10 protein-coding genes are annotated in these 13,467 nt (G+C 67.3%); 6 read left to right on the top strand and 4 right to left on the bottom strand.

The window, feature by feature from the left end:
* Positions 1–115: 115 nt before the first annotated feature.
* A complete protein-coding gene (locus tag VH571_RS06625) occupies positions 116–673 on the bottom strand; it encodes a YceI family protein (protein WP_055962878.1) in 558 nt (185 codons plus the stop codon).
* A gap of 137 nt (positions 674–810) precedes the next feature.
* Entirely contained in the window at positions 811–1,815 is a 1,005-nt protein-coding gene (locus VH571_RS06620) for an aldo/keto reductase family protein (protein WP_055962877.1), read from the bottom strand.
* Between the two features lie 235 nt (positions 1,816–2,050).
* On the opposite strand from VH571_RS06620, the gene VH571_RS06615 reads away from it, so the two are divergent.
* From VH571_RS06615 to VH571_RS06590, 6 genes are all read left to right on the top strand, one after another.
* Positions 2,051–3,556, top strand: a complete 1,506-nt coding sequence (locus VH571_RS06615) for a glycosyltransferase (RefSeq protein ID WP_423263838.1) — start codon at positions 2,051–2,053, stop codon at positions 3,554–3,556.
* The gene (locus VH571_RS06610; RefSeq protein ID WP_423263837.1) at positions 3,553–5,556 is read left to right on the top strand and encodes an ArnT family glycosyltransferase; all 2,004 of its coding nucleotides are present in this window, start codon (positions 3,553–3,555) and stop codon (positions 5,554–5,556) included. The genes VH571_RS06615 and VH571_RS06610 overlap by 4 nt, the downstream gene beginning before the upstream one ends.
* A 77-nt stretch (positions 5,557–5,633) precedes the next feature.
* Positions 5,634–6,536: a DUF4397 domain-containing protein gene (locus tag VH571_RS06605; RefSeq protein ID WP_423263836.1), complete on the top strand. Its 903-nt coding sequence runs from the start codon at positions 5,634–5,636 to the stop codon at positions 6,534–6,536.
* Between the two features lie 7 nt (positions 6,537–6,543).
* Positions 6,544–7,716 carry a glycosyl hydrolase family 8 gene (locus tag VH571_RS06600; protein WP_423263835.1) on the top strand — a complete coding sequence of 391 codons (1,173 nt, stop codon included), beginning with the start codon at positions 6,544–6,546 and terminating at the stop codon, positions 7,714–7,716.
* The gene (locus VH571_RS06595; protein ID WP_423263834.1) at positions 7,717–8,388 is read left to right on the top strand and encodes a sortase domain-bontaining protein; all 672 of its coding nucleotides are present in this window, start codon (positions 7,717–7,719) and stop codon (positions 8,386–8,388) included. It abuts the gene before it with no gap.
* A 67-nt stretch (positions 8,389–8,455) separates the two neighbouring features.
* Positions 8,456–9,118 carry a lysophospholipid acyltransferase family protein gene (locus VH571_RS06590; protein WP_233573088.1) on the top strand — a complete coding sequence of 221 codons (663 nt, stop codon included), beginning with the start codon at positions 8,456–8,458 and terminating at the stop codon, positions 9,116–9,118.
* A 31-nt stretch (positions 9,119–9,149) separates the two neighbouring features.
* Here VH571_RS06590 and VH571_RS06585 read toward each other — a convergent pair whose 3' ends face one another.
* Together VH571_RS06585 and VH571_RS06580 are read right to left on the bottom strand one after the other, a co-directional pair.
* Positions 9,150–11,264, bottom strand: coding sequence for an acyltransferase family protein (locus VH571_RS06585; RefSeq protein ID WP_423263832.1), 2,115 nt, complete (start codon positions 11,262–11,264; stop codon positions 9,150–9,152).
* On the bottom strand, positions 11,261–13,423 hold the full coding sequence (locus tag VH571_RS06580; RefSeq protein WP_423263831.1) for an acyltransferase family protein: 2,163 nt from the start codon (positions 13,421–13,423) through the stop codon (positions 11,261–11,263). The genes VH571_RS06585 and VH571_RS06580 overlap by 4 nt, the downstream gene beginning before the upstream one ends.
* Positions 13,424–13,467 lie beyond the last annotated feature (44 nt).

The following is a 13,467-nucleotide window of genomic DNA, read 5'->3' as shown; positions in this document are numbered from 1 at the left end:
TCGTTCGCTGATGGGAGAATCGCGTGCCCGTTAACGGAGCGAGACCTCGAAAACGACCAGCGGGATCTCAGGGATCCGGTCGTTTTCGAGGTCTCAGCCTCGTGGCGAGTGACTGCTAGGAGGCGAGAACGACCTGGATTTCGAGGTCGAACGAGATGTCGTTTCCGAGCAGCACGCCGCCCTTCTCGAGGTTCTGGTTGAACGAGACACCGAACTCGGTGCGGTCGATCTTGCCCTTGGCCGAGAAACCGGCCTTGGTCTGGCCGTAGCCGTCGGTGACGATGCCACCGAACTCGGCCTTCAGCGTGGTGGGCTTGGTGACGCCCTTCATCGTGAACTCGCCGTCGATGAGCAGGTCGTCGCCGTCTTCGGTGACCTTGGTCGACTTGAAGGTCGCGGTGGGGTGCGTCTCGGTCGAGAAGAAGTCGTCGGAGTGCAGGTGGCCATCGCGGTCGGCGTTGCCGGTCGAGATGGACGAGATGTCGATGACGGCCTCGACGGTGGAGTCGACGATCGACTCACCGGTGGTCAGGGTCACGTCGAACTTCGAGAAGTTGCCCTTGACCTTCGAGATCGCGAGGTGGCGCACCGAGAAGGTGAGCTCGGAGTGCATCGGGTCGATGTTCCAGGTGCCTGCGACGTAGCCGGGGATGGTTTCGGTGGTGATAGCCATGTGGTGTCTCCGTAAGTGAGAAGCGGTAAGGGGATCCGAGAGATCGGTGACGTGTCACCGACCGGACGAATAGATGCAAGTGTATCGATTCGGGAGAAATTCCCAAGGATCCGAGAAAAGAAGTTTCGGCCCGGGGCTCAGGCCGGGCGCGAGTCGGGCGAGACCGTCTTCGCGGGGTCGCGCTCGGCCAGGTGCCCCACGGCTGCATCGATCTTCGAGAGCACCTCGGCGGGCAGTTTCACGCCGGCCGCCTTGACGTTGTCGACGACCTGCTCGGGGCGCGAGGCGCCGATGATCGCGGACGCGACGTTGTCGTTCTGCAGCACCCAGGCGACGGCGAGCTGCGCCATCGACATGCCGAGATCGGCGGCGATCGGCTCGAGATCGGCGACGGCCGTCAAGACCTCGTCGGTGAGGAAGCGCTTGATGGTGTTGGCGCCGCCCTTCTCGTCGGTGGCCCGCGAGCCCGCAGGGAGCGGCTGGCCGGCCTTGTACTTGCCGGTGAGCACACCCTGGGCGATCGGCGACCAGACTATCTGCGAGAGGCCGTACTGCTTCGAGGCGGGCACGACCTCCTCTTCGATGACGCGCCAGAGGAGGGAGTACTGCGGCTGGTTCGAGATGAGCTGGACGCCGAGCTTCTGCGCGAGCTCGTGGCCCCGCTGGATCTCGGAGGCGCTCCACTCGGAGACGCCGATGTAGAGGGCCTTGCCCTGGCGGACGACGTCGGCGAACGCCTGCATCGTCTCTTCGAGGGGGGTCTCGTTGTCGAAGCGGTGTGCCTGGTAGAGGTCGACGTAGTCGGTGCCGAGGCGCTTCAGCGATCCGTCGATCGACTCGAGGATGTGCTTGCGGCTGAGACCCACATCGTTGTGGCCGCGCGGCCCGGTGGGCCAGTACACCTTTGTGAAGATCTCGAGCGATTCGCGTCGCTCGCCCTTGAGGGCGTCGCCGAGCACTTGCTCGGCGGCGGTGTTGGCGTACGCGTCGGCTGTGTCGAAGGTCGAGATGCCGGAGTCGAGAGCGGCACGCACGCAGGCGGTCGCCTGGTCGTTCTCGACCTGCGACGCGTGCGTCAGCCAGTTGCCGTAGGTGATCTCGGAGATCTTGAGGCCGGAGTTGCCGAGGTATCTGAATTCCATGGCCCCCAACTTACGCGCCACGGGCCAAGGCCCGCATATGAACAACTTGTGACCTTTGTCTGGCAATCCCGTCCAATTGCTGTACCCCGACCAAACCGTTCCCCTGGGGGCACCCGAACGAGGGGCATGGCCGGACTCCTTGCCCCCTTCTCGGGGGTCGGACGTTCCTTCTGATCGCTGACGATCTCACCCACCCGAGCATCATTCCCGATCTCCCCCCGAAAAGGAGACCTCCGTGTCGACTGACCCGACGCGTTACCTCAGCCTGCCCGCAGCCAGCGAACCCGCGCCGCTGCTCACTCCCCAGGCGCCGTCCGACGGATCCTTCGTTCCCAACCGCGGGGTCTCGACGGGTGCCGACGGCTCCGTTTTCGGATTCCAGTTCCCCGCCTGGACGCCGGCGGAATGGATCGGCTACTCGGCGCTCGTCGTCGTGTCGCTGCTTCTGACGGCTGTCGCCGTGTCGACCCTCTGGTGGATGCTCCACGCCTGGCGCTCGAAGGACAACCTCAAGGGGACGTCGTTCAGCGATGACCCGCTGGACGCGCGCCACTCGTTCACGCTGCTCGTACCGGGCCGCCACGAAGAGGAGGTCATGGGGCAGACGCTCGACCGTCTGGCCCTGCAAGACCACCCCGACTTCGAGATCATCGCGATCGTCGGCCACGACGACCCGGGCACCGAGCGGGTCGCTCGCGAGGCGGCGGCCCGACACCCCGAGCTGATCCGGGTTATCGTCGACGACTCCGAGCCGAAGAACAAGCCGAAGGCCCTGAACCTGGCGCTGCAGACGGCCCACGGCGAGATCGTCGGCGTGTTCGACGCCGAGGACGAGGTGCACCCGCGCCTGCTGACACTGGTCGACTCGAAGTTCACCGAGACCGATGCCGACGTCGTCCAGGGCGGTGTTCAGCTGATGAACTTCCAGTCGTCGTGGTGGAGCCTCCGCAACGTGCTCGAGTACTACTTCTGGTTCCGGTCGCGTCTGCACTTCCACGCCAAGTCGAAGTTCATCCCGCTGGGCGGGAACACGGTCTTCGTCACGAAGAAGTGGCTCGACTGGTCGGAGGGCTGGGACGCCGGATGTCTCGCCGAAGACTGCGAGCTCGGCGTGCGGCTCTCGAGCGCCGGTGCCAACGTCGTCGTCGCCTACACGCCCGAGGTCGTCACCCGCGAGGAGACGCCGGGAACCTTCACCTCCCTGCTCAAGCAGCGGACGCGCTGGAACCAGGGCTTCATGCAGGTGCTCGGCAAGGGGGAGTGGCGCAAGCTGCCCACCTTCCGTCAGCGCTTCTACGCCCGCTACCTCCTGACGATGCCGTTCATCCAGGCCGTCACGGGTCTTCTGATCCCCATCTCGGTCGTGCTGATCTTCACGATCAAGGTTCCGACCGGCATCGCCCTGATCACCTTCATCCCGGTGGCACCGACCCTCGTGCTGCTCGCGGTCGAGATCACCGGACTCGCCGAGTTCGGCCGGACCTACGACATCAAGGTCCGCGCCCTCGACTACTTCCGTCTCGTCTGGGGCCTGATTCCGTACCAGATCTTCCTCGCGCTCGGCGCCGTGCGGGCGGTCTACCGTCAGCTCCGCGGCCAGAACGGCTGGGAGAAGACGGAGCACAGCGGCCTGCACCGCGACGCTGAATTGCCCACCTCCGAATCGAACGTCGTGCCGATCGGCGAGGGCCGTAAGCAGCCCGAGTCCGCGCTCGCGATGGTGTCGGGAGACGAGCGATGACCGCCACGCAGGAACGTCCCACCGTCCAGGCCCCGCCGCGCCAGGCGAGCCGCGACCTCGCGGGCCCGCCCGCGGCTGCGCCGAAGAACCGAAGGATCCGAGGCTGGCTGGCTCGTCACGGAGCCTCCCTCGTCTGGATCCTGCCCGTCCTCGCCCTCGCGGGCATCGTCCAGCGCATCAACATGGCCGGGTCGCCCCAGCGCATCGACGACGAGGGCACTTACACGGCGCAAGCCTGGGCCATCGGCCACCTGGGTGAGTTGACGCATTACACCTACTGGTACGACCACCCGCCGCTCGGCTGGATTCAGATCGCGGGCTACACCGGCCTCACCGGTGCCTTCGGGCGCTACGACCAGGCCGTCATGGCCGGCCGCGAGGCGATGCTCTTCTTCGCCCTCGTCTCCGTGCTCCTGGTGTGGCTGCTCGGTCGTCGTCTCGGCCTCAGCCGTCCGGCCTCAGCCGTCGCCGCGCTCGTGTTCGGTGTCTCGCCGCTGGCCGTGCAGTTCCACCGCACCGTGTACCTCGACAACGTGGCCGTGCCCTGGCTGCTGCTGGCCTTCCTCCTGGCTCTGAGCCGGAAGAACCAGCTGGCCGGGTTCATCGGCGCGGCGTTCGCCTTCGGGATCGCCGTGCTCTCGAAAGAGACGTTCCTCCTTGCCCTGCCGTTCCTCGCGTGGGTCATGATCCGGAACTCCGACAAGAGCACCCGCCGCTACACCCTCGCGACCTCGGGGGCCGTCCTGGCCCTCGTCGGGCTCAGCTACGTCGTGCTGGCGGCCGTGCGCGGCGAGCTGATCCCCGGCCCGGGCCACACGAGCCTGATCTCCGGGCTCACTTTCCAGCTCGGCACCCGCGCCGACAGCGGATCGATCTTCGATACCGGAAGCCTGTTCTTCAAGGTCGTCGACCAGTGGTGGGTCCTCGACCAGGTGTTCATCGTGATGGGTGTCCTCTCGGCCGTCGTCGCGCTGTTCCTCAAGCGCTTCCGCCCCCTGGCCGTGCTCGTGCTCTTCGCGGTCGCCGTCATGTTCCGCCCGAACAGCTACGTGCCGGTGCCGTACGTCATCATGCTGATCCCGTTCGCCGCGCTCCTACTCGCCGGTGTCGCCGACGCGGCCGTGAAGACGTACCGCGCTCGCCGGGCGGGGAAGGTCACCACGACCCTCAGCCGCGTCGGCGGTACCGCGTGGCTCGTGGCCTGCGCGGTCGCGATCGCGGCACTCGTGCCGTTGTGGACCGTCCAGCTCCGCGGGTTCCTGCAGACCGACCTCGACCAGCCCATGGTGAGTGCCGAGCAGTGGGTCGACGACAACGTGCCGCACGACTCCCGGCTGCTCGTCGACGATTCCATGTGGGTCGACCTCGTGAACGATGGCTTCGATCAGGACAACGTCATCTGGTTCTACAAGATCGACACCGACGGGGCCGTCGAGGCGCAGTCGCCGAACGGCTGGAAGGACAGCGACTACATCGTCACGACCGACTCCATCCGGACCTCAGCGGCGGGCAGCCCGGATGTGCAGAACGCGCTGAAGAACTCGACCATCGTCGCCTCGTTCGGCACCGGCAACCAGCTGGTCGACGTCCGTCGCATCAACCCCGAGGGTGCCGCGACCGCGAAGCAGACGGCCGACTCCGAGAAAGCGGCGCAGACGGCCGCCGGCACCGAGATCTCGGAGAACCCGAACCTCGTCGCCTCCGACGCTCTGAAGAAGCAGCTCGCCGCCGGGCAGCTTAACTCTCGGGCACTCGTCGTGCTCGGACAGCTGCTGGGCACGGGCAAGGTCACTGTCGCCGACCTGGAGCCGCTCCCGGGCGAGGAGGGGTCGTCGTTCCGCCGCCTCGTCATCGAGTCGGCAGCCGGCGAACCCGGCTCGCAGCTCACCGACTGGCTGAAGAACGTGGGATCGACCTACGCCCCCTCGACCATCCGCACCACGGGCGCGGGCACCGAGGTCGTCTTCCCGGCGATCGAGCCGACCGGCCTCCTCGGCTGATGGGCACCCACGCACGCTCCACCCGAAGAACCCGTCGCACCACCCGCAGCAGCACCCACCCGAAGAAAGGAACCACCATGGCCTCCGCCCTGGGAACGTCCGAACTCCCCGAGAACACCGAATCGCGTCTCCTCCACTACCGCCGACTCGCCCTCGTGCTGGCTCTCGTCGTAGCCGTCGCAATCGCGGTCGGCACCGCCCTCCTCGGCTCCGCGCCCGCTGCCAACGCCGCCACCAATGCCAACGCAACCACCGCGGGCAAAGGCTGGGTGCGGGTCGGCCATCTCTCGCCCGACACCAAGTCGGTCGACGTCCGCCTCACCTCCTTCTCGGGCGGTCAGACGGTGTACGAGCTCGACAACGTGAAGTACGGCCAGATCAGCCCGTACAAGCAGCTCCCGAGCGGAAAATACACGGTCGCGATGACGACGGCGGGTGCCTCCAGCACCGCTAAGCCGGTCATCAGCGCATCGATCACCGTGGCGACCGGCAAGCCGATCACCGTCGTGGCCTACGGCACCAACGCCAACCTGAAGACCACCGTCTTCGAGGACGACCTCACGAAGCCCGCCACCGACAAGTCGCGGATCCGCCTCGTCCAGGCGGCCAACGTGTCGAAGACCGTCAGCATCGAGACGTCGACCGGCGTCGCGATCGCGAAAGACGCGGCGTTCGGCAGCGCGTCCGGCTACGCCTCGGTCGGAGCGGGCAAGTGGACCCTCGACATCCAGGGGCGCGACAAGGCCGTTGACGCGACGAAGACGGTCAACCTCGCCTCGGGCAGCATCACCACTCTCTTCGTGCTCGACAACTCCCAGAACGGCATCACGGTCGTTCCCGTGGTCGACAGCGCGGCGACGACGACCACGCCGAAGGGCGGAGTGCAGACGGGCGGCGGCTACGAGGCCACTCACGTCGAGTTTTTCGGCGGCTTCCAGAGCTTTGACCGCTTCGCCGATTTGAGCGAGGCAACCCGCTAGGGGCTGTATGACCGCGAAGACGAAAGCACTCATCGCCGGAGGAATCGCTCTCGCCGTCCTGGTCACGGGTGGCATCGCCACGGCGGCGATCGGCGGGCTCCCCGGCTCGTCGACCGCCGATCCGTCCGCCTCCAGCACCCCGCAGCCGTCCGAGTCGGCCGACCCCACCCGGTCGGCCACCGAAATCGGACGGGCGTTCCTCGACGACTACGTCGTCGACTCCGGGGCGGCGGCGGGCCGCGTGGTCCGCCGTGACCAGGGTGGCGACACGGTCAGCGAGGGGCAGGCCTACGGCATGCTCGTCGCGGTCGCCCTGGGCGACGAGAAGACGTTCGACTCCATCTGGTCGTGGACCACGACCCACCTGCAGCAGAAAGACGGGCTCATGGCCTGGCGCTGGGATGACGGGAAAATCGTCGACGACGAGCCCGCCTCCGACGCCGACATGGACATGACCCGCGCGCTCCTGCTGGCCGGGAAGACCTTCGACTCAGCCACCTACACCCGCGAGGGGAAAACATTGGGCGCGCACGTGCTCGACGACATGACGTCCGTCACACCGCTCGGTCGGATCCTGCTGCCCGGGGTCTGGGCCCAGGGGTCCGGCCCGTGGTCGTACAACCCGTCGTACGCGGCCCCGGCGGCCTTCGACGAGCTCGCGAAGTCGACCGGAGACGCGCGGTGGAGCGAGCTGGCGAGCGGGTCTCGGAAGGTGACCACAAGGATCCTGGAGTCCGCCGCCCTTCCCAGCGACTGGGCCCAGGTCAAGACCGACGGCACCGTCGTGCCCCTGCCCGGCCCCACCGGCGACTCGGGCACCGTCGAGTACGGCTACGACGCCGGCCGAGTCGCGATCCGCTTCGCCGAGTCGTGCACACCCGTCGACCAGAAGATCGCGGCGAAGCTCGCCGCACCACTCTCGGGCAAGGATCCGCTGCCGATGCAACTCGATCTCGGGGGCACGCCCCTCAGCCAGGACCAGAGTCCGCTCGGCTACGTCGCTCGGGCCGGCGCCCTGGCCGCCGACGGGCAGGACGGCGCAGCCCAGCGCGACCTCCAGCGGGCCGACGAACTCGCGCAGTCGACGCCGACGTACTACGGAGCGGCATGGGATGCGCTCGGCGCGCTCCAGCTGCAGACCGACTCGCTCGGAGCGTGCGCTCCCCTGAAAGGACAGTAGATGCTCTCCCGAATGAAGACGGCCCTGGGTGCTGCGGCGCTCGCCGCCATCGTCGCGCTCGGTGTCGCCGGATGCTCGGCGGGCTCCGGCGAGGCCGATGGCTCCGCCCCGAAGACGACCGCGTCGCCGACCGCCTCCGCGACGCCGGGTGCAGGCGCGGCCGGACGGATTCAGGATCCCGACACCGAGTCGCTCTCGGACGCCCCGGCTGCCGGGGTGGTCCCGTCGAAGATCGTCATCCCGTCGCTGGATGTCTCGGCCGGCATGCAAGACCTCGCCATCGGGGCCGCGGGCGAGCTCGATCCGCCGACGAACGCGACCGACGCCGGCTGGTACGCGAAGGGCGTCGTGCCGGGTGCGGTCGGCCCGGCGATCATTGCCGGCCACATCGACTCGACGACGGGCCCCGGGGTGTTTCTGCACCTCGCCCGGCTGAAGGAGGGTGACACCGTCGAGGTCGTGCTCTCGAACGGCGACGTCCAGACTCGGACCGTCACGGGCAGCCGTGCGGCGCTCAAAACCGAGTTCCCGACCAGCGACGTCTACGGCACGTCGCCGACGCCCCAGCTGCGCCTCATCACTTGCGGTGGCACGTTCGACGCCTCGATCGGCCACTACGACCAGAACACGATCGTCTTCGCCGACCTGACGTCGACTCGGAAGGCGGCGTAGCGCTTCGGCGAACAGCCACCCCTCGTGCCGTGACCTTCAGCGGCCGCCCGCCGTCTACAGTGGCCTCGTGTATCGCTTCTTCCGTTTCTTCGCAGTCCGCCCGGTGATGTTCCTCTTCTTCCGGACGCGGGTCGTCGGTCTCGAGAACATCCCGAAACGCGGTGGCGTCATCATCGCGGGCAACCACATCGCGTTCATCGATTCCGTGTTCGTGCCGGGGGCGGCCAACCGGCCGATGACCTACCTGACCGGCAGCGACTACTTCACGAAGACCGGATTCGGCGGGCGTCTGCTCGGCTGGTTCCTGACGCAGATCGGGCAGCTCCCGATCGACCGGGCCGGCGGGTCGGCGTCGAAGGCGGCGCTCGATACCGGAATCGGTGTGCTCGAGCGAGGCGGCGCCCTGGGCATCTACCCCGAGGGGTCACGCAGCCGCGACGGCAAGCTCCACAAGGGCCGCACCGGGGTGGCCCGTCTCGTGCTCTCCTCCGGAGTGCCGGTCGTGCCCTTCGGCATCGTCGGCAGCGACGGGGTGATGGTCAAGGGATCCAAGCTCCCTCGACGGGCCCGCGTCACCGTCACCTTCGGGGAACCCCTGACGTTCGAGAAGGTGACGGGCGACTACGACGCGGCGCGGCTGCGTGCGGTCACCGACGAGATCATGGCGGCCGTGCAGAAGCTCACTCCCCAGGAGTACGTCGACACCTACGTGTCGGCCCGCTCGGAGTAGCGCGCCCGTTCGGGTGCGCCGTCGTCGCGGCTCAGTCGAGGACTCCTGCGTCGTTCAGCGTTTCGATGAGGGCGGGCGACGTCAGGTGCGCTGCCTCGGGGGTCAGATGGTTGAAGTCGTAGCGGACCGGCGTCGTGCCGATGATGGCGGGGCAGAGGTCGTAGGCGCAGTACAGCGGGCGACTGTCGATCCACACGCCACGGAGAGACCGTGCCAGGGCTGATTTGAACCGAGCGCGAGCCTTCCAGCCGTCGGTGACGCGGCTCAGGCAACTGCTCGGAGTGCTGAAGCGAGTGAAGCAGTTGCGAATGTTGTTCTGCGACGGAGGGGGAGCCAGGAGTACGATCTTGTCGGTGTAGCGCGCGATGCGGGAGACGGCCCCTGCGATCGCCCGGTGGGAAGCCCGCTCCTTCTCCGGGTCGTTCGAGTCGCCGTAGATATTGGAGATGAAGACCACGTCGGGGTGCTTCGCCCTGATCGCCTTTTCGACCGCAGCCCGGTGCTTGAGGCATTCCTCGCTCGTGTCGGTGTTGTCTCCGATTGGGCACGACACCTTCGAAGCGTTCTGGATTTTCCATTTCGAGCCGGAGGCTTCGGCAAATTGACCGAGGCCGGGAAACTCGAACGCCGCCATGGAGTCACCCAGCACGAAGGCAAGTCGAGGGGCATTCCGAGGCCCGAACAGACAGTCGGGGCTGACCTCCGAACCGGAGGTCTTCGTCGAGCACCGGTAGTACTTCCCCTCGGGCGACCCGTTGATGAGGTCTGTGGCATACGAGTTCGCCAGGATGGTCTCCATGCTCGGCTTCACGTCGGGCCATGTCGACTCTCGAAGGGAGGCGATGATGCGGTCGCGAAGTACAGCCCGCTCCGGTTCTCTCTGGGCGATGGCTGCATCTGACGCCGTCTGTTCGGGAAGTGTCGGCGGTTGGGGCGGATGCGCGATGAAGAGGCCCGCGGCGGTAGCGACGATGGTGACGCCGGCGACGACGACGGGGAGGCCCCGTCGGTAGGTCGCCCGGACGGACCGGCGCCAGTCTCGCCAGGTCGATTTGATTCCGCGGCCCACGGAGCCGATTGGCGACGAAATGAGGGGGCGCTCGACGAGGCGGTAGGTGGCGAGCGAGAGGGCGAAAGTGAGAGCGGTCGCGGGAAGGATAATCCAGACGGATCGCCCCATCAACGACTCCAGCAGGACGATGACGGGGAAGTGCCAGAGGTAGAGCGAATACGACATGTCTCCGAGAGCGACGACTCCTCGGTCGATCCGAAGGGGAATCGGTCGGGGAGGGGCTGAGTCTCGTCTGGTGCCGGCAGCGATGACGACTATCGTCGCGGCTACCGGCGCGAGCGACCACGGCCCAGGCACCCGGAACGATGCCGGGATCAGCAGGAAGGACGCGAGGATCCCCGCGAGGCCGGCAACTCGAAGGGGGAAACGGACGAGGTCGGGGATCCTGGCCAGGCATGGTGCCACGACCGCGAGGAGAGCCCCCGCTCCGAGCTCCCAGACCCGGGCGAACGTCGAGAAGTACGCCTCGCTGGGGTGATCGGCAGTGAGGTCTAGCGCTACGACGAACGAACCCAGCGTCACGGCCGCGATACCGACGACGAGGATCGCGCCGCGGCCCCAGTCACCCACTCGGCGGCCGGCGAACAGGAGCAGAACCAGCAGGAGTGGCCAGACCAGGTAGAACTGCTCCTCCACAGCCAGTGACCAGTAGTGCTGCAGCGGCGAGATCGACCATGCCGCCGCGAAGTAGTCGGTGCCGTCTGTGGAGAATCGCCAGTTGGCTGCGGCCAGGGCAGCCCAGACCGCGTCGACGGAGATCGTCGCCAGACGGGATGGGCTGAAGACGAAGACCGAGAGGGCGACGGTTGCGAGAAGGACGAGGAATGCAGCCGGGGCGAGCCGCACGATTCGTCGAATGGCAAACGCGACGAGAGCGATACGCCCAGTCGTGCGGTGCTCGCGGAGGAGGAGACCGGTGATCAGAAAGCCCGAGACGACGAAGAAGACGTCGACGCCGAGAAAGCCCCCGGCAGGACGATCCGCAAGGTGATTGGCGAAGACCGCGGAGACCGCGAGGGCCCGGAGCGCCTGAATGTCGCGGCGGCGATGCGTGACTGACTGACGCTGCTTCATGCGCTGAGGAGGTCGGCTTTGCGGAGGAGCTCGGCCAGAGCCGCCGAAGTCAGGTGGGCCGCGCCCGGGGTGATGTGGTTGAAGTCCATCCGAACCACCGTCGAACCGATGACGGCCGGGCAGAGGTCGTACGCGCAGAAAAGGGGCCTGCTGTCGATCCACGAGCCCTTGAGGGTGCGCATCAGAGCTTGGTCAGACGCGGCTCGATGCTGCCAGGTGCCGACGACGTGCGAGAGGCAGTTGCCGGGGGTGCTCGACGGGGTGTAGCACGTCTTGATGTTCTGCTCTGCGGGCGGTGGCGACAGGATCACCAGTTTGTCGGTCGACTTCGCCAACTCGGTGAGAGCCCGCTTTGTCGCGGCGTCCCAGTCGGCCGCGCTGATCGCTTTGCCGTTTCGGTCTTTGGCTTCGGTGTACGCGTTCGAGACGATGACCATGTCAGGCTCGGAACTCCGAATGGCGTCGAGGACGGCCTCTTTGTGCTGCAGGCAGCTGTCTTCCGTCCCGTCGAACGAGACGTCGAGGTCGACGTAGGGGCAGGCGAATTTCGAGACGTTCTGCAGCTTCCATCCCGATTTGGGGTCGGAGACGATGTCGGCGAGGCCCGGGAACCCGAAAGCGGCCATGGAATCGCCGACGACGAAGGCGGTCTTGGGTGCATCGGAGGCTCCGAAGGAGCAGGTGGGATCAGTTGTCGAGGTGAGAGACCCCGTCACGGCCGAACAGCGGTACGCGGCATCCACCTCGGCATCGGCACCGGTATCACCCGCCAAGACCTGCTCGATGCTGGGGTCGGTCGTGGGCCAGGAGGTCAGCTTGAGCGACGCCTCGATCTTCTTCTGGAGGGCCGTGACCTCGGGCCCCGCGGTCGAGGCGTCGGATGCCTTCTCAGAGGCCTGGGCGAGCTCGGGAGGCAACGCGGGCGTGACCGGGGCCGAGCCGACCACCGCGGCACCCGACAGGATCACAGCGAGGCCGGCGAGGAGACCGAGGCTGCCGCGGCGGTAGGTGGGCCGCACGTCGGCGAGCCAGGAGCGCCATCGGGCACGGACGCCCGGCCCGGATGTGAAGAGGGGAGACAGGAGCAGGGGGCGCTCGACCAGGTGGTATGAGCCGATCGCGAACCCGATCGAAAGCACGGCAGCGGCGACGAGCTCGAAAAGGCCGCTCGGCAACACCGACGCGAGCACGATGATGACGGGGAAGTGCCAGAGGTAGAGCGAGTACGAGATGTCTCCGACATACCCGACCACCCGGTTGGTCTCGAAGGGGACCACGGCGAGATCGGGGTCGGCCCGACCCGTTCCTGCGGCCAGGACGACGAGCGTGGCGATCACGGGAGCAAGCGACCACGGGCCGGGCACGGGGAACGCCTCGTCGATCATCACGAACGAGCCGAGAATGCCGGCGCAGCCGAGAAAGCCCAGGGCCGGCCGCACTCGGTCGGGAATGCGCCCGAGGAGCGGCGTCAGCGTGGCGAGAAGGGCACCGGCCCCGATCTCCCATGCCCGGGCGAACGTGGAGAAGTAGGCGGAAGTCGGACTCTCGCCGGTCGTCACGAGGGCGCAGACGAACGAGGCCGCGACCAGGGCCGCCAGCCCGCCGGCGACCAGCGCCGTGCGCCCGCGAGCGTGGAACGCGCGGCCGAGGGCGAGCAGGAGGATGAGGGCGAGCGGCCAGACGAGGTAGAACTGCTCTTCGACGGAGAGCGACCAGAAGTGCTGCAGCGGGGAGACGGGGGTGTCGGCGGCGAAGTAATCGGTTCCGACACTGCCGAATCGCCAGTTCGCCCCGAAGAGGGAGGCCCACAGGGCATCAGTCAGGATCGACGACGCGCGGACCGCGTTGAACACGAGAGCGGACACCGCGACCGTGACCCCGAGCACGAGAAGCGCCGCGGGCGCCAGTCGTTTGACGCGCCGGACGAAGAAGCGCCGGAGCGAGATGCGGCCGGAGGAGGCGTGCTCGCGGAGGAGAAGCCCGGTGATCAGGAACCCGGAGAGCACGAAGAAGACGTCGACGCCCAAGAACCCCCCGCCGGGAAAGGCGAGGAGGTGGTCGGCGAAGACGGCTACGACGGCGACGGCACGGAGAACTTGGATGTCGCTGCGGTGGCCGGGTGTGGTCGGGCGCTGAGGAAGTCGCGAGAAAGAAGGCACAAGAATTCCGTCCGATCGGGCTACGGGCGGTTCTATTATGCCTT

The sequence above is a fragment of the Frondihabitans sp. 4ASC-45 genome, from assembly GCF_049472575.1.
Taxonomy (GTDB): Bacteria; Actinomycetota; Actinomycetes; order Actinomycetales; family Microbacteriaceae; genus Frondihabitans.
The sequence above is the reverse complement of the archived record's forward strand: the minus strand, read 5'-3'. Positions and strand labels throughout refer to the sequence as shown.